Origin of the sequence: Actinoallomurus rhizosphaericola, assembly GCF_024055675.1 — a bacterium.
GTDB lineage: Bacteria > Actinomycetota > Actinomycetes > Streptosporangiales > Streptosporangiaceae > Actinoallomurus > Actinoallomurus soli.
In genome coordinates this window covers 373,842-395,170 of record NZ_JAMXMW010000004.1, presented here as the reverse complement: position 1 = coordinate 395,170, position 21,329 = coordinate 373,842, and the positions used below count along the sequence as shown (strand labels likewise).

Sequence of the window (21,329 nt, the reverse complement as noted above, 5' to 3'; positions counted from 1 at the left end):
CGCTCGGAGATCAAGAGATGACGCGAGCCGAGGCGCAGGTGGTCGCGCTCCGCCGGGCGCACCGCATCGGGCCGGTCCGGCCGGCCGCCCGCACCGCGAGTCGAATGACTTATGCACCGCGGCGGGAGGTGCTGGAGGATCGTCGGTCATGACCGATGACAGGACCATCCTCCAGCGCATCCGCGAGGTCGTCGACGAGGAGCATTCCCTCCGCAACGCCGAGCCGGCCCGGCACGACGACGAGTCGCGGCAGCGCCTGCGGCACCTCGAGGAGGAGCTCGACCAGTGCTGGGACCTCCTGCGCCAGCGCAGGGCCCTGCGGGAGTTCGGCCGGGATCCGGACCAGGCCCACGCGCGGAGCGTGAGCCAGGTCGAGAACTATCTGGAGTGATCGAGGCCGTGCCGGGCGCGCCGGCGCGCCGGCCGGCGATCGCCGGACGCTGATCGGCTTGATCCCGTCCGTGACGATCGCCGGCCGGACGCGTCCGAGCGGCCGGTGGCTCGGCGGCCGGTGGCTCAGCGGCCGCCGCGGTGGTCGTCCCGGCCCGGGTGATCGTCCCGGTGGCCCCGGGACGCGTGCCGTACCTCGTTCTTGATGATCTTTCCGGTCCGGGCGTCGATGAGGAGTTCGCGCTGGACACCCTTCGCGGTCAGCTTCACCTCCCAGGTGGGAGTCCGCCGGGTGCCGCGGAATTCGGTCGAGAGGATCCGCGCCCCGGGGACCGCCGTGCGCGCGATCCTGTCGGCCTGCGCGGCGCTGATCCTGGTGCTCGCCGCGACGGCCGTGTCGTCGTGGTGGCGTCCGGCGGAGTCTTCGTGTGCGACGGCGACGGCGGTGGCCGGCCGGGTGTGGTGGTCATCGGCGAATGCGATCCCGCCGGCCACGGCGATGGTGGTGGCGGCGGCGAATCCGACGCCGAGGATGGTGAGACGGCCCATGGTGTGCGTCCTCCCGTGTGATGGGTCTGGCTGACGGGATTCAGGTTGCCGCCGGGGACGATAAGCCCGTGCTGCGGCGCGGCTAACGTCGGGCTAAGACCCCTCGGTAGGCGCGGGCAGTGTCACGGTGACCTCCGCGCCGCCGCTCGGGGAGCGGCCGAGGGTGAGGGCGCCGCCCGCGGCGTGGGCCGTGCGCCGGGCGATGTCCAGGCCGAGGCCGGTGGAGGCACGGCCGCTCCGGCCGCGGCCGGACAGGCCGGCGCCGGGCAGGCCGGGGCCGTCGTCGCCGATGACGATGCGGGCCCCGCTCGTCGTCGCCTCCAGCCGTACGGTGAAGGCCGTGGCCTCCGGCGTGTGCGCGAAGACGTTCTCGAGCAGGGCGTCGACGGCGGCGGCCAGTTCGTCGCCGTCGACGGCGACCGGCACCGCGTGATCGGGCAGGACGGTGCCGACGGGGCGGTCCTGTTCGTCGGCGAGCGCGGACCAGTAGGCGACGCGGTCGGTGAGGATCTGGCGGGCGTCGCACCGCCCGCCGGACCGGCGGGGGTGGCGCGTGTCGCTGATGATCTGCGTGACCGTCCGCTCCAGCGCGTCGACGACGGCGGTCACGCGCTCGGCCTCGGCCGGGTCCCGGAGCGATTCGGTCTCCAGCCGCAGCGCGGTCAGCGGGGTGCGCAGCCGGTGCGACAGATCCGCGGCGGCCTCGCGCTCGCCGGTGAGCAGGTCGCCGATGCGCCCGGCCAGGTGGTTGAGCGCGGCACCGACGTCACGGATCTCCGGGGGCCCGGCGGGGTCGATCCGGGCGTCCAGGTCACCGCCGGACAGCCGCTGCGACAGGGCGGCCAGGGCGGTGACGGGACCGAGCATCGAGCGGGCGATCGCGTCGGCCACGACCAGCCCGACGCCCAGCAGCCCGATCCCGAGCAGGCCCAGGATCAGCCAGGCGCGCAGGACCCCGGCGCGCAGGTCGGCGGTGGTGACGAAGGTGCGGATGACGATGGTGCCGGCCGGGGCGCCCTGCACCGCGACCAGGATCTCGCGTCCGCCCGGCGCCTCGGCGGTGACGCTGCGCCCGCGCGCGGCCAGTCGCAGCGCCCGGCTGCGGGGCGCCGGCGCGCCGATGAGGCTGCCGTCGGCGGGCCAGAGCACCGTGATCGGGTACCGGCTCGTCGCCCGGACCTGGGACACGGTCAGCTCGACGGTGCCGCGATCGGCCGTCGCGACGACGGGTACCAGCGACTGGGCCGCGGTGGTGGCGGCGGTGGTCGCGCGGTCGGCGGCCACCTGGCGTACGAGAAGGGCCAGGGGCACCAGGAACGCGATCAGGACCAGGGAGGCGGTCGCGGCGACCAGCCGGAACAGACGGCTCCTCATGGCCTCACGCGCCCGGATCGGCGATCTTGACGCCGGCTCCCCGGACCGAGTGCAGGTAGCGGGGCTCCTTCGCGGTCTCGCCGAGCTTGCGGCGCAGCCACGCCACGTGCACGTCGACGGTCTTGTCCGCTCCCCCGTACGGCGTCCGCCAGACCTGCGTCAGCAACTCGCGTTTCGGAACCACCTGCCCGGCGCGGGCGGCGAGGTAGTGCAGCAGGTCGAACTCCTTGGGCGCGAGCTGGAGCGGCCGTCCGTCCAGGCTCGCCTCCCGTGCCCTCGGGTCGATGCGCAGCCCGCCGACGACCACCGGCTCCTGCTCGTCCCGGCGGTCCTCGGCCCGGCGCAGTACCGCACGGATCCGCGCGTCCAGCTGGCCGGCGCCGAAGGGCTTGACGAGGTAGTCGTCGGCCCCGGCGTCGAGTGCCCGGACGATCTCGCTCTCGTCGTCACGTGCGGTGGCCACGATGACCGGCACCCGGCTGACGCCCCGCAGCATCCGCAGCACCTGCGTGCCGTCGAGGTCCGGCAGGCCCAGGTCGAGCACGACGAGGTCGGGGCGTCCGTCGACGGCCTGTTGCAGGCCGGTCATGGCGGTGGCCGCGGTGGTCACCGCGTGACCGCGCTCGGACAGCGCCCGCACCAGCGCCGTCCGCACCGACACGTCGTCCTCGATCAGCAGTAGTTGCGGCACAGCCCAACCGTAACCAGCTGATCGCCGACAGATCGGGTCATGGCAGGCCCTTATCGCCGTCTTATCGGTCCCTTAGCCGCGGTCGTGACAGCCTGGCCGAATGACCGGACGCGTCCTGATCGGGATCACCGCCTGGGCGGCCGCCGCCGCGGTCTCGACCGGCATCGGCATCGCCGCGATCTCCGTGCTGGGCGCCGGCATCACCGACCGCGGGGTCCGCCCGCTGACGCCGGACCAGGTCGATCGGGCCCTGGCCGCCGGCACGACGCCGGCGCCCGCGACCACCACGCCCGCCACGCCGACCGCTCCGGCCGCCACGCCGACCGCTCCGGCCGCGACACCGACCTCTCAGGGCACGAGCGGCGCTCCCGCGGCCGGGACCACCCGTGCGCTGTCCGCGCCGGGCGGGAGCGTGCTGGCGCGCTGCGGACCGGCCGACGCCGTGTACCTGCTCTCCTGGACGCCGGCCCAGGGCTACGGGGTCGACGATGTCAACCGCGGACCGGCGTCGCGCGCCTCGGTGAAACTGGAGGCCGACCACGGCCGCAAGCTCGTCATCCAGGTGACCTGCCGCTCCGGCGTCCCCACCGCCGTCACGACGAACGGCGGCCGGCACGACTGAGCGGCCCCGCCCGGTGCCGACGGCGCCGGGCCGTGAGACCGTAGTGCGTCATGACCGCCACCGTTCGCGACAACCCCGCAGCCGACCGCTTCGAGATCTACGAGGACGGGCAACGGGTCGGACTCGCCGTCTACCGGCTCAACGGCGACCGGATCGCCTTCACGCACACCGAGGTCGACCCCGCGTTCGGCGGTCGCGGCCTGGCCCGGCAACTGGTCACGACCGCGCTCGACGACGCCCGGCGACGGGGCCTCGCCGTGCTCCCGTTCTGCCCGTACGTCCGCAAGGTCATCGCCGAGAACACCGACTCCTACCTCGACCTGGTCCCCGAAGGAGAGCGGGCCCGCTTCGGGCTCGCCCCCTCCGCCGGCTGACCCGGTGGCCGCCTCCCAGCCCTCCCGTACGGGATCCCCCGCCTCGCCCGCCGCCCGGCTGGCCTGGCTCGACCTCCTGCGGGGGATCGCGGCCATGGTCGTCGCGCTGCACCACGCCACGTACTACTACGTCCCGCGATGGCGGGCGGGGCTGGGAATCGGCTGGTTCGATCCGGGACTGTACGGCGTCCTGGTGTTCTTCCTGGTCAGCGGCTACATCATCCCCGCTTCGCTGGAGCGTCACGGGCACGTACGCCGCTTCTGGATCAGCCGGGTGCTGCGCATCTACCCCCTGCTGACCACCGCGTGCGCGATCACCCTGCTGCCCTACCTGCTCGGCGTCCGCGGCCTGCGCGCCGGGCTGGAGGCCTACCGGCCCGCGACCGCCGTCCTGGCCCACCTGACCATGCTGCAGGACGTCCTCGCGGTACCGAACGTCATCAACGTGCTGTGGACGCTGTCGTACGAGATGCTCTTCTACCTGCTCGTCGTCGCGCTGTTCGTCACCCGGACCCACCGCCTGTCCGCGCCGATCGCCGTGACGCTCGCGGCCGCCGCCGTGCTGGTCGGCGGGCTCCTGCCGATGGCGGCGCTGTCGAGAACGGCCGGGATCGGGCCGACCGCCGCGCTGACCGCGGTGGTCATGGTGACCGCGATCGTCGCGGCCGTCTCGACCCGGCCGTCCATACGGACCGCGGGCGGGATCCTCGGCGGGGTCCTCGCGATCGCCCTGGTCGGCCTGAACGGCCGCATCGGCCCGTGGCAGAGCCTGATCATCCTCGCCGTGATGTTCACCGGCACCGCGCTCTACCGCGCGGAGCACGGGCAGATCCGCCCGCGCACGGCGGTGCTCTCGGCGGCGGTCGTGCTGGTCTGCGCGGTGGCCGCCGGAGCCCTGCACGCGCGGGTCACCATGGCGCCGGCGCAGGCGGACGCCTTCGCGGTCTACTGGAGCGGCTCGTTGATCCTGGCCGCGCTGACGTTCGCCGGGGGCCGGGCGCTGCGCCGCCGCCGGATCCCCCGGTGGCTGACCGGCCTGGGCGCCATCAGCTTCTCGCTGTACCTGCTGCACCCCGTCCTGCTGATGCTGTCCGACCAGTTCGGCGGCACCCCCGACCATGACGACGCGTTCCGCCTCACCGTCTTCGTCGCGGTCCTGATCGCGGTCAGCGCCCTGACCTATCGGTACGTCGAAACCCCGTTTCAGCGGCTCGGCCGGCGCATCGGCCGCTCCACGGCCACGGCCGCGGCCGTCCGGCCGCCCGCCGGCGGCGACCCGGCCGGCCGCGTCGCCGCCTCGGCGCCGGACGACGTGGTCTCGTAGAGCCGGGACCGGTTCGTCCGGACGCCCCCGGTGACGATGTGACCGGAGGGACCGAGCGTGTTGTCCCGCGGGATAGTCCCCCACCTTTTCCCTACCGAACGCCGACCATGTCATTACGCTGAGTGATGGCCACTGGTCAGGACGTCGAGGGCCGGTGGCATCGAGAGCCCAGCCGTACCTGCCGAGGAGCGCGAGATGCCGGGACGCATGCCATCCGGGTCGTCGTTCGAGAGTTCGGTTCCCGGAGGCGCGCGGGCCCGAATCGCCCTCGGACGGCGTCACGGTGATCGCCGCTCCCGGCTCGCCGAGCTGCTGCCCGGACGAGCGGACTTCGAGGCCATGCGCGGCCATCCGCGACGGGACGTCGCCGCCGGCCTGTCGGTCGCGGTCGTGGCGCTCCCGCTCGCGCTGGCGTACGGCGCCAGCTCGGGCCTGGGAGCGCGTGCCGGGCTGGCGACCGCGGTGGTGGCCGGCGCGCTGGCGGCGATCTTCGGCGGCGGCGCCCTGCAGGTGTCGGGCCCCACCGGCGCGATGACCGTCGTGCTCATCCCCGTCGTGCACCGCTTCGGCCCCGGCGGCGTGATGCTGGCCGGGGCGATGGCCGGTGTCGTCCTGATCGCCGCCGCCCTGGCCCGCGTCGGCCGGTTCGCGCGCTGTGTGCCCGCGGCGGTCGTGGAGGGGTTCGCCGTCGGAGTCGCGGTGGTGATCGCCCTGCAGCAGGTTCCGGCCGCGCTCGGACTGCGCGCCCACCACCACGACAAGGTGTGGCGTGACGCCGTCCGGGCGGTCGCGGACTACACGCATGAGGTCCGGCCGGCTCCGCTGCTCATGGCCGCGGCGGTGGCCGCGGTCGTGATGACGGGCAACCGGTGGCTGCCCAAGGTGCCGTTCCCCCTCGTGGCGATCGGCGTGGCCACGCTGGTGGCCGAGGTATTCCCGCTCGGCCTGCGCCGCATCGGCTCGGTGCCCGCGGGCCTGCCCGCTCCGTCGCTGGGCTTCCTGCACCCCGACCTGCTGGCGGCCCTGCTGCCCTCGGCGCTGGCCATCGCCGTCCTGGCCGCGCTGGAGGGATTGCTGTCGGCGGCCGTGGTCGACGCGATGGGCGGCGACCGCCCCAGCGACCCCGACCGGGAGCTGTTCGGGCAGGGCCTGTCCAACCTGGCGGTGCCGCTGGTCGGCGGGGTGCCCGCCACCGCCACGCTCGCCCGTACGGCGGTCAACGTCCGGTGCGGTGCGACGTCCCGGCTGGCCTCGCTCACCCACGCCGTCGTGCTCGCCGTGATCGCCTTCGCCGCCGGGGGCCTGGTCGCCGACATCCCACGGGCGGCGCTCGCCGGGCTGATGTTCGGCGCCGCCGTCCGGATGATCAAGGTCGGCGCGCTGGCGTCCATCCTGCGGACCAGTCGTGTCGACACCCTGATCGTGGCGTTCACCTGCACGGTGACCGTCGCGGTCAACCTCATCGCCGCGGTCGCCGCCGGGGTCGTGATCGCGACCTTGGTGACCATCGCCACCCTGGCACGGGGCAGCCGCATCGAGGCCGTCCCCTTCCCCGCGGACGGCGCGGACATCCCGGGCGACGCGCCTCCCGGTGAGATCAGCCTGTACCGCCTCGACGGGCCCTGGTTCTTCGCCACCACGCATCGGCTGCTCGCGAGTTTCACGAACCTCACCGGGCCCGGCGTGGTCATCCTGAACATGACCGGGGTCTCGGCCCTGGACCTGACCGCGGCCCGCGTCATCGGCGAGGTGATCGCCTTCCTCCGTTCGCGCGGCGTCACGGTGCTGCTCGCCGGCGTGCGGCCCGACCACCACCGGCTGCTCGCCGGCGCGGCCGACGCGCGGCCGCCCCTGGTCGACCTCATCCATCCGGATCCGGACGCCGCGATCACCCACGCGCGATCGCTGCTGGCCGGCGCGGACCCCCGTACCGCATGACACCGGTACGCGCCGCCCGGCGCCCGCCGGCCACGGCCGCCCCCGCACCCGGAGTCCGGCATGGGCGGCGGTGAGACCGTCCTGGTGGGGGTGGACGGCGGCGACTCGGGACGGGCCGCGCTGCGGGCGGCCGCGGCGTACGCCGCACGAGGCCGCGTCCGGCTGCGCGCCGTCCACGTGCGGCCCGGCCCGCTGCCCGGCGAGTGGCTCGGCTGGCCGGCGATGGACCTGTACGACACGTCGTGGCGCGACGCCCTCGAACTCGACGCGTGGTTGTGCTGCGCGCTCCTGCTCGGAGGCCAGGGCCTGGAGTGGGAGTTCGTCGTCACCGAGGGCAGGCCGGCCGAGGCGCTGCGGGAGCGTGCCCTGCTCGACACCGCGTGCGCGGTGTACGTCGGCGCGCGGGTCCGCTCCCGGTGGGCGGCCCGCCTGCACCGGTGCACGGCGACGGACCTGGCCCGCAGGTGCCCCTGCCCGGTGCGGGTGATCCAGTTCGCGGACCGGGGCCCGACGACGCCGTGACCTTCTCGTCGTCGCGTGGCCTCCCGGACAGGGTGGGCTTCCCTCCGGTGCACATGCGGGACACCGAGTCGGCGATGTAACGTACCGTCATATTGTGATTATTCTCCGTTAATGACCTCTTCCGACGTCCCCAGCGACGCGACCGCCCCGGACGCGCGCTTCCTGTTCGCCAACGAGCGGACGTTCCTGGCCTGGAGCCGGACCGCGCTCGCCTTAGTGGCCGCCGGGCTGGCCGGCGTCCAGGTCCTGCGACCCTTCCCCGGAGTCCCGTGGAGCCGTGACCTGCTCGGTGTCCCCCTCATGGTGCTCGGCGCCGTCATCGCGACGGTCGGCTACCTCGAGTTCCGGCGCAATCAACGGGCTCTGCACCAGCGGAGGCCGCTGCCGAGATCGTGGCTGCCGACGATCCTGGCGGTGGCCGTGACCCTGACCGCCGTCACCTCGGTGGTCGTCGTCCTCGTGTCCACGGTGCGCGCCCGATGACCCCGCAGCCCCGGCGGGACCGCGACCCCGGCTCCGCCACGGAGCGCACGCGCCTGGCCTGGACGCGGACCGCCGTCGCCGTGACCGCGCTGGCCGTGGCGATCGCGAAGGCCGCCCCGGCCGTCGGCCTGCCGATCCTGGTGGCGACCGCCCTGGCGTGGGCGGTCTGCCGCCGCCGTCTCCGGCGCCTCACGCCGTACGGCTCCACGTGGCGGATCCCGCTCACGACCGTGACCATCGTGGGGGTCTGCGCGGCGGCGGTCGTCGCCGTGCTGCTCGGGGGCCGGCCCCCGCACTGACGGATCGCTCCCGTCGGGCGGGAGCAGCGCGTAAGGGACTAAAGAGGCTTTTGTGGCCTTCTGTCTATTCAACGGCTTATTTCATGCCCTAAATTGTGGCGGCGGACACACTCACTGCCCGCCCGTCCGCGCAGCGGACGGACCTTTGCCGACAGCAGAGGCAGGCCGTAACCCGATGCACATCCGCGCGGCGCGAAGCCGCATGACCCGCCCGGCGTTCCGTCGCCCCGGGCTTCCGTCCCGCCGGGCGATGGGCGCCGTCGTCCTGTCCGGCGCCCTCCTGACCCTGGCGGTCCCCGGCGGGGTCGCCGCCGCGACTCCGCCGGGCGCGGCGGGCCCGGACCTCGGTCCGGGCGTCCTCGTCTTCGACCCGAGCATGCCGCAGTCGGACATCCAGGCGGCCGTGGACGCGGTCGCGCGGCAGCAGGTCGACGACGAGATGGGCACCCGGCGCTACGCCCTGCTGTTCAAGCCGGGCGTGTACGGGTCCGTGGACCATCCGCTGAAGTTCCAGGTCGGTTACTACACGGAGGTCGCGGGACTCGGCCGGGCGCCGTCGGACGTGACGATCAACGGCTCGGTCGACGTCTTCAACCGCTGCCTCGCGGCGGACAACTGCATCGCGCTGGACAACTTCTGGCGCTCGATGTCGAACCTGACGATCAATCCGGCCGGCGGGTCCGGGTGCCGGACGAACACCGAGTTCTGGGCCGTGTCGCAGGCCGCGCCGTTGCGCCGGGTCAAGATCACCGGTAACACCACGCTGATGGACTACTGCACCGCCGGGCCGCAGTACGCCAGCGGCGGCTTCATCGCCGACTCCGCGATCTCCGCGACGGTCGTCAGCGGGTCCCAGCAGCAGTTCTACACGCGGAACGGCAGCGTCGGCGGCTGGAGCAACGGCGTCTGGAACCAGGTGTTCTCCGGAGTGGCCGGCGCGCCGGCCCAGTCCTTCCCCAGCCCGCCGTACACCACGCTGGCCACCACCCCGGCGTCGAAGGAGAAGCCCTACCTCTACGTCGACGGTTCCGGCGCCTACCAGGTCTTCGTGCCGGACGCCGCGCGGAACTCCCAGGGCACCACCTGGCAGGACGGTCCGACCCGCGGCCGTTCGCTGCCGCTGAGCTCCTTCTTCGTCGCGCGCCCCTCGGACTCCGTCTCGAAGATCGACTCGGCGCTCGCGCAGGGACGCAACCTGCTGCTCACCCCCGGCGTGTACGACGTGGCGCACAGCATCGCGGTCAAGCGCGCCGGCACCGTCGTGCTCGGCCTGGGCCTGGCCACCCTGACGGCGCAGCACGGCGCCGTCCCCCTGACCGTCGCCGACGTACCGGACGTCGACATCGCCGGCCTGACCGTCGACGCCGGACCGGTCGAGTCCCCGGCGCTGCTCCGGGTCGGCACCCCGCACGCCAAGGGCAGGGCGCACGCGTCCGACCCGAACCGGCCCACCGCCCTGCAGGACGTCTTCTTCCGCGTCGGCGGGCCGCACGCCGGCAAGGCCGCGACCAGCCTCGTGATCAATGGCGACCACGTGATCCTGGACGACATCTGGGCATGGCGCGCCGACCACGGCACCGGCGTGGGATGGACGCAGAACACGGCCGGCACCGGCGTCGTGGTCAACGGTGACGACGTGACCGCGACCGGCCTGTTCGTCGAGCACTACCAGAAGTACAACGTCGTCTGGAAGGGCGAGCGCGGCCGTACGGTGTTCTTCCAGAACGAGCTGCCCTACGACGCGCCCGACCAGGCGGCCTGGCGGCACGGAGACGTCGACGGCTGGGCGGCCTACAAGGTCGCCGACGGGGTCCAGAGCCACGAGGCGTGGGGCCTGGGCAGCTACATCTACACCAACGTCAACCCGGACCTGCACGCCACCAACGCCTTCGAGGTGCCGGTGACGCCGGGGGTGCGGATGCACGACCTGCTCACCGTCTCGCTCAACAAGGCCGGGACGATCGACCACGTGATCAACGGGGTCGGCGCCCCGGTGACGCCGACCTACCAGGGCCCGACCGACGTCGTCTCCTACCCCTGATCCGCGGCGCGCCCGGCCGTCACGCCGACGGCACGGCGGCCGGGCGCGGGATCCCGCGGAACCCGTGCGTGAGAAGCTCGTGAACTGGGCCGGTAAGGGGCGAATCCGCCCTGAGCACGGGTGGATCAGGAGGGACGAGCGGTGGACGAGTTCGATGTCGTGGTGCTGGGCGCCGGACCGACGGGGGAGAATCTCGCGGAGCGGGCCCACGCGGGCGGGCTGACCGTGGCGATCGTGGAGAGCGAGCTGGTGGGCGGGGAGTGCTCGTACTGGGCCTGCATGCCCAGCAAGGCGCTGCTGCGCCCGGCGGCGGCACTCGCCGACGCCGCGAGGGTCGCGGGCGCGCGCGAGGCGGTGACCGGGCCCCTGGACGCGGCGGCGGTGCTGAAGCGGCGCGACGACTTCGCGTCGCACTGGAAGGACGACGGTCAGGTGAGCTGGCTGGACTCCGCAGGGATCACCCTGGTGCGCGGTCACGGCCGGCTGGACGGGGAGCGCCGCGTGGTCGTGGACACGCCCGACGGCGGGCGGCGCGCCCTGACGGCGCGGCACGCCGTGGCGGTGTGCACGGGCACGCGCGCGGCCCTGCCGGAGCTCCCCGGGCTGGCCGAGGTGCGTCCCTGGACCAGCCGCGAGGCGACGAGTTCGCCGCGGGTGCCGGACCGGCTGGCGGTGGTCGGCGGAGGCGTCGTCGCGGTCGAGATGGCCACCGCCTGGCGGGCGCTGGGCAGCGAGGTGACCCTGCTGGTGCGCGGGAACCGCCTGCTGGCGAAGCTGGAGCCCTTCGCGGGAGAGCTGGTGGCGGAGAGCCTGCGGGAAACGGGCGTCGACGTGCGGTTCGGCACGACGGTGACGGGGGTGCGCCGCGACGGCCCGGTGGTCCTGACGCTGAACGGCGGCGAGACCCTGACGGCGGACGAGGTGCTGTTCGCGACCGGCCGGGTCCCGGCGACCTCCGATCTGGGCCTGGAGACCGTCGGCCTGGAGGCGGGCAAGCCGATCGAGGTCGACGACACGGGTCTGGCGGCCGGCGTCTCCGGCGGCTGGCTCTACGCGGCCGGGGACGTCAACGGCCGGGCGCTGCTGACCCATCAGGGCAAGTACCAGGGACGGATCTTCGGCACGGCGATCGCCGACCGCGTCGCGGGCCGCGAGCTGGACCTGGCGCCGTGGGGGCGCAGCGTCGCCACCGCGGACGAGCGCGCGCTGCCGCAGGTGGTCTTCACCGACCCCGAGGTCGCGGCGGTCGGGCCCACCCTCGAACAGGCGGAGCGGCAGGGCCGCCGGGTGCGGGCGGTGGACTACGAGCTGGGCAACGTCGCCGGGTCCTCGCTCTACGCCGACGGCTACCGGGGCCGCGCCCGTGCCGTGGTCGATCTCGACCGGGAGACGCTGCTGGGGGTGACCTTCGTCGGCGCGGGTGTCGCGGAGCTGCTCCACTCGGCGACGATCGCGGTCGCCGGAGAGGTCCCGATCGCGCGGCTGTGGCACGCGGTGCCGTCCTACCCGACGATCAGCGAGGTCTGGCTGCGTCTCCTGGAGACCTACCGCGGCTGACGCCTCCGCGGCTCCTGGTGGCCGGTCCGACCACCAGGAGCGCGGCACGCGAGGTGACTACGACGCGGAGTCCCAGGCGATCTCCGGCGCGTGGTAGAAGTTCACGCCCATCGCCGTCCAGCGCGGGCCCTGGGCGGCCAGCCGCGTCCGGTACTCATCCCACGACCGGCCGTGCTGCGGCGACCAGCCGATCTCGGCGATTCCGGCGAGACGCGGGAACGCCATGTACTCGACCTCGTGGATGTTCGTGAGCGTCTCGCTCCAGATCGGGGCCTCCACGCCGCGTACGTCCTGCTCGGTCACGCCGGTGAAGATCGTGGTGGGATCCCACTGGTAGGACTTCTGGACGCTGACGTAACCGGCCCAGTGCAGGCCGTACGGCGAGTTCTTGTCGTACTGCATGTCCAGGTAGGCGTGGTTGGCGGGCGACAGGACGAGCGGAACGCCCTTCTGCACCGCCGCGGTGGCCAGCGGGTCGGCGACCGGGGTGTTCCCGTCGGCGATGCTCCAGTTCTGCGCCAGCGTCGCCGGGCCCGGCTTCACGTCCGCCTGCGCGATCTCGTTCCAGCCGATCATGTTCTTGCCGTGCGCGTGGACGATGGGCTGCAGCCGGTCGATGAACTTCACGTAGTCGGTGAGCGGGGTGCTGTGCGCCTCGTCGCCGCCGATGTGGACGTACGAGCCGGGGGTCAGCCTCGCCAGCTCCCCGACCACGTCGTCGAGGAACCGGTAGGTGACGTCCTTGTCGACGCACAGCGAGCTGAAGCCGACGTCCGTGCCGGTGTAGAGCGGCGGCGCCTTGCCGTCGCAGTTCAGGTCCGCGTACGAGGCGAGGGCGGCGTTCGTGTGGCTCGGGGTGTCGATCTCCGGGACGACGGTGATGAAGTGCCGCTGGGCGTAGGCGACGATGTCCTTGTACTGCGCCTGCGTGTAGTAGCCGCCCGCGCCGCCGCCGACCTCGGTGCTGCCGCCGTACGTGGCGAGTCTCGGCCAGCTCTTGATCGCGATGCGCCAGCCCTGGTCGTCGCTGAGGTGCAGGTGCAGGGTGTTGATCTTGTAGAGCGAGATCTCGTCGATGTACCGCTTCACCTCGGCGACGGTGAAGAAGTGCCGGGACACGTCGAGCATCGCGCCCCGCCAGGCGAACCGCGGGCTGTCGGAGACGTGCACGGACGGGACGGTCCAGGGGCCGGGCCGTACGCCGCGCGCCTCGACCTTGGCCGGCAGCAGCTGACGGAGCGTCTGGACGCCGTGGAACAGGCCGGCCGCGGTGGGGGCCTGGATCCGCACCCCGCCGCCGGTGACGTCGAGCCGGTATCCCTCCGTCCCCAGGCCGGGAGCCGGGGTCAGGCGCAGGGAGATGGCGTGCGGCGAGCCCTCGGATCCCGACACGACGGGAAGCCGGTACCCGGTCGACGGACGGATCAGTCCGGCCAGGAACGTCGCCACGCCGGCGGCGTCGCGGGAGCGCGACGCCACCACGATCCTCGTCGCGCGGGTGAGGGTGAAGGACCGTCCGGGCACGGTCCGCAGGGACGCCGGAGCCGGGATGATCCGGGGCGCGGCCGTGGCGGCCTCCGCCCGCCACGGCCCGGCCAGCGCCGTGACCAGCGGGATCACCGTGGTCACGGCCGCGGCCGCGGTGAGCCGTCTGCCCGGATGACCGGCCGTCCGGCCGGCGCGCCGCCGGGGCTTCGGCGCGTCGAATGTTTTCTCCACCATGCAATAGATCGAACATAACTTTCCAAACCTCGTCAAGAGGGAAGAAGGGACAGCTAGGACCGGTCTTTGCAAAACTCTGTCGAACTATTGCGTTAATCTGTCGTGAAATTTAGCCTCGGTGGTGCGTCCCCCACATGCCTCGCCCGGCAGGTGGCCCCGCCCAACGCGCCCCGCCCGCGTGCGGTCGGCGCTGTTCGAAACGAGAGGCGCAATGAGACCGAAGCACGCACGGCTGCGGTTGCTCGCAGGAGGCGCTGTCGTCAGCCTCATCACATCCGTGGCCGCCGTCCTGGGGGCGGCGTCGCCCGCGTCCGCCGCGGACGGCCCCAACCTGGCGGCGGGAAAGACCGTCTCGGCCAGCAGTTACAACGACGTCTACGCCCCCGCCAACGCCAACGACGGGAACCAGTCCACCTACTGGGAGAGCGCCAACAACGCGTTCCCGCAGTGGATCCAGGTCGACCTCGGCGCGGCGGTCGGCACCGACAAGGTGGTGCTGAAGCTGCCGACCGCGAACTGGGGCGCGCGGACCGAGACGTTCGCCGTCCAGGGCAGCACCGACGGCACGAAGTACACCGACATCGTCGGCTCGGCCGGGCACACCTTCGACCCGGCGAGCAACAACACCGTGACCATCGGATTCGGCACGGTCGTCACCCGGTACCTGCGGCTCAGCATCTCCGCCAACACGGGCTGGCCGGCCGGGCAGCTGTCGGAGTTCGAGGTGTACGGGCCGGCCACCGGCGACACCCAGCCGCCCACCGCGCCGACCGGCCTCGCCTACACCGAGCCCTCCTCCGGCCAGATCAAACTGACGTGGAACGCCGCCACGGACGACGTGGGCGTGACCGGCTACGACGTGTACGCCAACGGGGCGCTGCGCGGGAGCGTCGCGGGCAACGTCCTGACCTACACCGACACCCAGCCGGCCACCGCCACGGTCACCTACTACGTACGGGCGAAGGACGCCGCCGGGAACCAGTCGCCGAACAGCGGCACGGTCACCCGTACGGGCAGCGGCGGGACCGGCACGAACCTCGCCGCGGGCAAGCCGATCACGGCCTCGTCCCACATCTACGACTTCGTCGAGACGAATGCGAACGACGACAACGTGGGCACGTACTGGGAGGCCGCCGCCGGCAGCTACCCGGACACCCTCACGGTGAACCTCCGGACGAAGGCCGACCTCAGTTCCGTCGTCGTCAAGCTCAACCCGGACGCCTCCTGGGGCCGGCGCACCCAGACCATCGAGGTGCTCGCCCGGCCGAACCACTCCGGCGACTTCACCAGCGTCGTCGCGGCCAAGACGTACACCTTCGACCCGGCGTCCGGGAACACGGTGACGATCCCGGTGACCGTCACGGCCGCCGAGGTGCAGCTGAGGTTCACCGCCAACTCCGGCGCCACCGGCGGCCAGGTCGCCGAACTCCAGGTCATCGGCACCCCGGCCCCCGCGCCCGACCTGACGATCGGCGGCATGTCCTGGACCCCGGCGTCGCCGACCGAGACCGACGCCGTCTCGCTGTCGGCGACCGTGAAGAACACCGGGACGGCGGCCTCCGACCCGACCGACGTCAATTTCTACCTGGCCGGGCAGAAGGTCGGCACCGCGGCGGTCGGCGCGCTCGCGGCCGGCGCCTCCAGCACGGTGACGGCGTCCGCCGGGACCCGCGCCGCGGGGACCTACCAGCTCAGCGGCAAGGTCGACGAGGCCGACAACGTCCTGGAGCTGAACGAGGACAACAACTCCTACACGAACCCGACATCGCTGACGGTGGCGCCCGTCGCCAGCTCCGACCTGGTCGCCTCGTCGGTGACCTGGACGCCCGGCAACCCCGCGAGCGGCAACACCGTGACGTTCAGCGTGGCGGTGAAGAACCAGGGCACCGTGGCCTCGGGCTCCGGCTCGCACGGCATCACGCTCACGCTCCTCGACGCGAACGGCGCGACCGTGAAGACGTTCACCGGCTCGGCCGACGGGACCATCGCCGCGGGCGCCACCGCGGCCCCCGTGACCCTCGGGTCGTGGACGGCGGCCAACGGCCGGTACACCGTCAAGGTCGTGCTGGCGAACGACGCGAACGAGCTGCCGGTCAAGCAGGCCAACAACACCAGCAGCACCCCGCTGTTCGTCGGGCGCGGCGCGAACATGCCGTACGACACGTACGAGGCCGAGGACGGCGTCCTGGCCGGCGGGGCCACCGTCGTCGGCCCGAACCGCACGATCGGCGACCTGGCCGGTGAGGCGTCCGGCCGCCGCGCGGTGAAGCTCGCCGCCACCGGCAGCAGCGTGGAGTTCACCACCAAGGCGAGCACCAACACGCTCGTCACGCGCTTCGCGATCCCCGACGCGCCGGGCGGCGGCGGGATCAACTCGACCCTGGACGTCTACGTCGACGGGACGTTCCTCAAGTCCATCGACCTGACCTCGCACTTCGCGTGGCTCTACGGCAGCGAGACGAGCCCGGGCAACTCGCCCGACTCCTCACCGCGGCACATCTACGACGAGGCGCACGTCATGCTCGGCACGACCGTGCCGGCCGGGCACAAGATCAGGCTGCAGAAGGACGCGGCCAACACCGCGGCCTACTACTCGATCGACTTCGTCGACACCGAGCAGGTCGCGCCCATCGCCAACCCCGACCCCTCCAAGTACGCCGTGCCGGCCGGGTTCACCCAGCAGGACGTGCAGAACGCCCTGGACAAGGTGCGCCAGGACTCCACCCTGGTCGGCGTGTACCTGCCCGCGGGCACGTACCAGACGTCCGGCAAGCTCCAGGTGTACGGCAAGGCGATCAAGTTGGTCGGCGCCGGCCCCTGGTACACCCAGTTCCAGGCGCCCACCGGCCAGGAGAACACCGACATCGGCATCCGGGCGGACGCGACGGCGAACGGCTCGACCTTCTCCGGCTTCGCCTACTTCGGCAACTACACGTCACGGATCGACGGGCCGGGCAAGGTGTTCGACCTCCAGAACGTCGCGAACGACACGATCGACAACATCTGGGTCGAGCACATGGTCTGCATGTACTGGGGCACCAACACCGACCACATGACGATCACGAACTCCAGGATCCGGGACACGTACGCCGACGGCGTCAACATGACCAACGGCAGCTCCGACAACCTGGTGTCCAACGACGAGGCCCGCACGACCGGGGACGACAGCTTCGCGCTGTTCGCCGCGACCGACTCCGGCGGCACCGGCGAGAAGAACAACGTCTTCCAGAACCTCACGGCGATCCTGCCGTGGCGCGCGGCCGGTATCGCGGTGTACGGCGGGCAGGACAACACCGTCAAGAACGTCTACGTCGCCGACACGCTGACCTACTCCGGCATCACGATCAGCTCGCTCGACTTCGGCTACCCGATGGAGGACTTCGGACCCGACCAGACGAGTTTCAGCAACATCTCGCTCGTGCGGGCCGGCGGCCACTTCTGGGGCGCGCAGACCTTCCCCGCGATCTGGATGTTCTCCGCCTCGAAGCAGTTCCGGGCGATCCGGGTCAGTGACGTCGACATCGTCGACCCGACGTACTCGGGGATCATGTTCCAGACCGACTACGACACCAGCGGCCGGGCGATGAACCCGGTCACCGACACCGTGCTCACCAACGTCACCATCACGGGCGCGCACAAGAGCGGCGACGCCTACGACGCCAAGTCGGGCTTCGGCCTCTGGGCCAACGAGCTGCCCGAGCCCGGTCAGGGCCCGGCGGTCGGCTCGGTCACCTTCCACAACCTCAAGCTGAGCGACAACGCGGTCGACATCAGGAACACCACCTCCACCTTCACCATCGACGTCCAGCCGTAGGAGACGACGAGACGCCCGGCCGGGAGATCCCCGGCCGGGCGTTTCTCATGTCGAGATGCGTCCTCCTCCGTTCGTCGTCCTGATGGACAATCCCCCGTCGGAGGAGGAGACATGAAATACCTGTTGCTGGTCTGCGTCGATGAGGACGTGGAGGAGAACGCCGATCCCACCGCCTGGATCGAGGAGATGGAGGGCCGGGGCGTACGGCTGACGGGCGACCGGCTGCGTCCGGTGCGGGACTCGACCACGGTGCGCCGGAGGAACGGCGAAGTGATCATCGCGGACGGGCCGTTCGCGGAGACCAAGGAGCAGATCGGCGGCTTCGACATCCTGGAGTGCGCCGATCTCGATGAGGCGATCGAGGTGGCCTCGAAACACCCGGCGGCAAAGTTCGGAACGATCGAACTGCGGCCGTTCTGGACCGAGTGAACGCCCGGGACGCCGTCGCCGCCGCCTACCGCGACGAACGGGCCAGAGTGCTGGCGACCCTCATCCGCCTCACCGGGGACTGGGAACTGGCCGAGGAGTGCGTCCAGGAGGCCTTCGAGGCCGCCCTCCTGCACTGGCCCGGCGAGGGCGTCCCCCGCCGGCCCGGGGCGTGGCTGACCACCACCGCGCGCAACCGCGCCCTGGACCGGCTCCGCCGCACCGCGGTCGAGGCGGCGAAGCTCAAGGAGGCGACCGGAGTGGCGGACGCCGGGGACGACGGGTGGGACGACGACCGCCTGCGGCTGATCTTCACGTGCTGCCATCCCGCGCTCCCGCTGGACGCCCGGGTCGCGCTCACCCTGCGCACGGTCGCCGGCCTGACGACCGAGGAGATCGCCCGGGCGTTCCTGACGCCCGTGACGACGATGGGGCAGCGGCTCTTCCGCGCCAAGCGGAAGATCAAGGAGGCGGGCATCCCCTACCGGGTGCCCCCGCCGGACCTGCTGCCGGAACGGCTCGGCGGGGTGCTGGCCGTGATCTACCTGCTGTTCAACGAGGGCTACTCCGGACGCCGCGAGCTCGCCGACGAGGCCATCAGGCTCGGCCGGCTCCTGGAACGCCTCATGCCGACCGAGACCGAGGTACGCGGCCTCCTCGCCCTGATGCTGCTCCACCACTCCCGCGTCGACGCGCGTACGGACTCCACGGGGGTGCTGATCCCGCTGGAGAAGCAGGACCGGACCCGGTGGCACCACGAGATGATCGGCGAGGGGGTCCGGCTCCTCACCGGCACGGTGACGCCGTACCAGCTCCAGGCCGCCATCGCGGCCTGCCACGCCACCGCGGCCACCCCCGGGGAGACGGACTGGGCGCGGATCGCCGCCCTGTACGAGCGCCTGGCGGGCCTCGCGGCCTCCCCCTTCGTGGAACTGAACCGGGCGGTGGCGGTCGCGATGGCGGAGGGACCGGCGGCCGGGCTGGTCCTCGTCGACGCGATCACCGACACGGGCGCGCTGGAGGGCTACCACCTGCTCCCGGCGACCCGCGCGGACCTGCTGCGCCGCCTCGGCCGGTGGGCGGAGGCCGAGAACGCCTACCGGCAGGCACTCGCCCTGGCACCCGGCGACTCCGAGCGGACCTACCTGCGCCGCCGCCTCGACGAGGTACGCGCCCGGCTCGGCTGACCCCGCCGAGAGGAGAGCGCGCCGCATCGGCCGACCGGCCGAGACGAGAGCGCGGTGGATCGGCCGGCCCGCCGAGACGAGGTCGGGCCGGATCGGCCGGCCTGTCGAGAAGCGCCTCGCGCCGTTCGTCGTCTCGGCGAACCCGGCTTCTCCCGGGACGGCCGATGGCAGGAGGCGCGATGACGATCCAGGACCCGACCACCCCGACCGCCCCGGCGCCGTCGGCCGCGCGGACCGCGCGCGCCGGCCGGTGGCCCGCGACCGCCGTCTTCCTCCTCAACGGGCTGACGCTGTCGACGTACATCGTGCGGCTGCCCGCGCTGAAGGACGAGCATCACCTGACGGACGGTCAGGTCGGGACGATCGGGGCGCTGTTCGCCGTTGCGGCACTGGCGTCCATGCAGTTCGTCGGGCCGCTGGTGGCCCGGTTCGGGAGCCGGACCATGCTGCGCGTCTCTCTCGCCGCCATGCCGCTGCTGCTGGGCGCCGTCGGCCTGGCCGGCGGGCCCGTCGCCTTCGCGGTGGCCGTCACCGCGCTCGGCGCCGTACACGGGGCGACGGACGCCGCCATGAACGCGCACGCCGTGACGGTGGAGCGGCTCGCCGGGCGGCCGGTGCTGAACGGCTGCCACGCCGCCTGGAGCGTCAGCGCGGTCGCCGCGTCCCTGGCCGCGGCCGTCTCCGCGCACACCGGCGTCGGATCCGCGACGCATCTCGGCGTCGCCGCCGCCGTCCTCCTGGCCGGCGGGCTGGCGGTCGGCCCGCTCCTGCTGCCCGCGGCGGCGGACCGCCGTACGCGCCCGTCGCCGAAGAGCGGTCGCGCGGGACTGCGCGGCGCGTGGACGGGGAAGGTCGTCGCGCTGGGCCTGACCGGCACCGTGCTGATGGTCTGCGAGGGCGCGGCGCTCGGCTGGGGTGCGATCTTCCTCCACGAGGGCCGAGGCGTCTCGCTCGGCCTGGCCACGGCCGCGGTGACCGCCTACACGGCGGGCCAGACCGGTGGACGGCTGATCGGGGACCGCCTGACCGCCCGGCATGGGGCCACACTCGTGTTCCGCGCGGGCGGGCTGGTCGCGGCGTGCGGCCTGACGGCGGCCGTGCTCGTCCCGTACCCGCCCGCCGCCGTCGCCGGGTTCGCCGTCGCGGGCCTCGGCGGGTCCGTGCTGGTCCCTCTCGTCGTCAGCGCGGTCGCGCGGAACGACGGCACCGGTCACGACGCGGCGACCCTGGTCTCACGGCTCACGACCTTCACGTACGCCGGCGTCCTCCTCGGCCCCGCCCTCATCGGCTCCGCCGCGGAGGCCATCGGCCTGGCCGGGACGCTGGCCGCCCTGATCCCGCTGCTCCTCACCGTGGCCCTGTTCGGCCCGATCCGCCGTGGAAACGATCACTCGGCGCGGTGACGGCGGTAGCGGTGGTAGACGAAGCGGGCCAGGACGATCGCCGCCAGGCCGGCGAGCAGGTAGATCTGGTAGCGGAATGCCTGCTGGGAGATCGCCCCGATGTGGGTGCCCACCGCGTACCCCAGTCCCGTCCACAGGCCGACCCACAGCACCGCGCCCAGCGCGTTGAAGGCCAGGAACCGCGGCCAGGGCATCCCGGTGATGCCGGCGAGGATCCCGTTGGCCTGGCGGAACCCCTCGATGAAGCGGGCGATCGTCACGACCTTCCCACCGTGGCGGACGAAGAACTCCTCCGCGCGCCGGAGGCGCTCGGGCGTCAGCAGCACGTAACGGCCCCACCGGTGGACGAGGGCGGAGCCGCCGGTACGGCCGATCAGATAGCCGACGTTGTCCCCCGCCACCGCCGCGACGACGGCGATGACGCCGAGGAGGACGACGTTCAGCCGCCCGGCTCCCGCGTACACGGACGCGGCGATCAGGATCGTCTCGCCGGGAACGGGAATGCCGAAGTCCTCCACGAAGATCAGCACCCCGACCGCGGCGTACCCGTAGTGGTCGAGTACCGGAGCCAGGTGGGCCAGCGGTCCGGGCAGCGGCGGCGCCATGCCCTTCC

At 72.8% G+C, this 21,329-nt stretch carries 19 protein-coding genes; 14 read left to right on the top strand and 5 right to left on the bottom strand.

Translation table 11 applies throughout. The features are described from left to right. Positions 1-148 precede the first annotated feature (148 nt). Complete coding sequence (locus NE234_RS13075; RefSeq protein ID WP_252779225.1) at positions 149-391, top strand: DUF2630 family protein; 243 nt, start codon at positions 149-151, stop codon at positions 389-391. Between the two features lie 125 nt (positions 392-516). On the opposite strand, the gene NE234_RS13070 is transcribed toward NE234_RS13075, so the two are convergent. The 3 genes from NE234_RS13070 to NE234_RS13060 all read right to left on the bottom strand — a co-directional run bounded on the left by NE234_RS13070 (position 517) and on the right by NE234_RS13060 (position 3,004). Then, on the bottom strand, positions 517-939 hold the full coding sequence (locus tag NE234_RS13070) for a PepSY domain-containing protein (protein ID WP_252779224.1): 423 nt from the start codon (positions 937-939) through the stop codon (positions 517-519). Between the two features lie 93 nt (positions 940-1,032). Then, positions 1,033-2,313 carry a HAMP domain-containing sensor histidine kinase gene (locus NE234_RS13065; protein WP_252779223.1) on the bottom strand — a complete coding sequence of 427 codons (1,281 nt, stop codon included), beginning with the start codon at positions 2,311-2,313 and terminating at the stop codon, positions 1,033-1,035. 4 nt (positions 2,314-2,317) lie between these two features. Further along, positions 2,318-3,004: a response regulator transcription factor gene (locus NE234_RS13060; RefSeq protein ID WP_252779222.1), complete on the bottom strand. Its 687-nt coding sequence runs from the start codon at positions 3,002-3,004 to the stop codon at positions 2,318-2,320. A 100-nt stretch (positions 3,005-3,104) separates the two neighbouring features. On the opposite strand from NE234_RS13060, the gene NE234_RS13055 reads away from it, so the two are divergent. The 9 genes from NE234_RS13055 to NE234_RS45300 all read left to right on the top strand — a co-directional run bounded on the left by NE234_RS13055 (position 3,105) and on the right by NE234_RS45300 (position 12,164). Further along, positions 3,105-3,626, top strand: a complete 522-nt coding sequence (locus NE234_RS13055) for a hypothetical protein (RefSeq protein ID WP_252779221.1) — start codon at positions 3,105-3,107, stop codon at positions 3,624-3,626. A gap of 50 nt (positions 3,627-3,676) precedes the next feature. After that, on the top strand, positions 3,677-4,000 hold the full coding sequence (locus tag NE234_RS13050) for a GNAT family N-acetyltransferase (RefSeq protein ID WP_252779220.1): 324 nt from the start codon (positions 3,677-3,679) through the stop codon (positions 3,998-4,000). 4 nt (positions 4,001-4,004) lie between these two features. Further along, positions 4,005-5,324, top strand: a complete 1,320-nt coding sequence (locus tag NE234_RS13045; protein WP_252779219.1) for an acyltransferase family protein — start codon at positions 4,005-4,007, stop codon at positions 5,322-5,324. Between the two features lie 195 nt (positions 5,325-5,519). After that, a complete protein-coding gene (locus NE234_RS13040) occupies positions 5,520-7,262 on the top strand; it encodes a SulP family inorganic anion transporter (protein ID WP_252779218.1) in 1,743 nt (580 codons plus the stop codon). 60 nt (positions 7,263-7,322) lie between these two features. Next, positions 7,323-7,784: a universal stress protein gene (locus NE234_RS13035; RefSeq protein WP_252779217.1), complete on the top strand. Its 462-nt coding sequence runs from the start codon at positions 7,323-7,325 to the stop codon at positions 7,782-7,784. A gap of 111 nt (positions 7,785-7,895) precedes the next feature. Further along, positions 7,896-8,267 (top strand): YidH family protein, encoded by a 372-nt coding sequence (locus NE234_RS13030; RefSeq protein ID WP_252779216.1) that lies wholly within the window; start codon positions 7,896-7,898, stop codon positions 8,265-8,267. Further along, entirely contained in the window at positions 8,264-8,566 is a 303-nt protein-coding gene (locus NE234_RS13025) for a DUF202 domain-containing protein (RefSeq protein ID WP_252779215.1), read from the top strand. The genes NE234_RS13030 and NE234_RS13025 overlap by 4 nt, the downstream gene beginning before the upstream one ends. Positions 8,567-8,816: 250 nt before the next feature. Then, the gene (locus NE234_RS13020; protein ID WP_252779214.1) at positions 8,817-10,607 is read left to right on the top strand and encodes an adenylyl cyclase; all 1,791 of its coding nucleotides are present in this window, start codon (positions 8,817-8,819) and stop codon (positions 10,605-10,607) included. A 141-nt stretch (positions 10,608-10,748) separates the two neighbouring features. Beyond that, entirely contained in the window at positions 10,749-12,164 is a 1,416-nt protein-coding gene (locus NE234_RS45300) for a dihydrolipoyl dehydrogenase family protein (protein WP_252779213.1), read from the top strand. A gap of 57 nt (positions 12,165-12,221) precedes the next feature. Here the strand turns inward: NE234_RS45300 and NE234_RS13010 are convergent, their stop codons facing one another. Next, positions 12,222-13,886 carry a beta-N-acetylhexosaminidase gene (locus NE234_RS13010; RefSeq protein ID WP_305886684.1) on the bottom strand — a complete coding sequence of 555 codons (1,665 nt, stop codon included), beginning with the start codon at positions 13,884-13,886 and terminating at the stop codon, positions 12,222-12,224. A 211-nt stretch (positions 13,887-14,097) separates the two neighbouring features. On the opposite strand from NE234_RS13010, the gene NE234_RS13005 reads away from it, so the two are divergent. The 4 genes from NE234_RS13005 (at position 14,098) to NE234_RS12990 (ending at position 20,716) form a co-directional block, all read left to right on the top strand. Then, a complete protein-coding gene (locus NE234_RS13005; protein ID WP_252779212.1) occupies positions 14,098-17,700 on the top strand; it encodes a discoidin domain-containing protein in 3,603 nt (1,200 codons plus the stop codon). A 111-nt stretch (positions 17,701-17,811) separates the two neighbouring features. Then, positions 17,812-18,129, top strand: coding sequence for a YciI family protein (locus tag NE234_RS13000; RefSeq protein ID WP_252779211.1), 318 nt, complete (start codon positions 17,812-17,814; stop codon positions 18,127-18,129). Further along, positions 18,126-19,313, top strand: a complete 1,188-nt coding sequence (locus tag NE234_RS12995) for an RNA polymerase sigma factor (RefSeq protein ID WP_252779210.1) — start codon at positions 18,126-18,128, stop codon at positions 19,311-19,313. The genes NE234_RS13000 and NE234_RS12995 overlap by 4 nt, the downstream gene beginning before the upstream one ends. Positions 19,314-19,492: 179 nt before the next feature. Continuing rightward, on the top strand, positions 19,493-20,716 hold the full coding sequence (locus NE234_RS12990) for an MFS transporter (RefSeq protein WP_252779209.1): 1,224 nt from the start codon (positions 19,493-19,495) through the stop codon (positions 20,714-20,716). Here NE234_RS12990 and NE234_RS12985 read toward each other — a convergent pair. Continuing rightward, positions 20,701-21,321, bottom strand: a complete 621-nt coding sequence (locus NE234_RS12985; protein WP_252779208.1) for a DedA family protein — start codon at positions 21,319-21,321, stop codon at positions 20,701-20,703. The two genes, NE234_RS12990 and NE234_RS12985, sit on opposite strands and share 16 nt — an antisense overlap. Positions 21,322-21,329 lie beyond the last annotated feature (8 nt).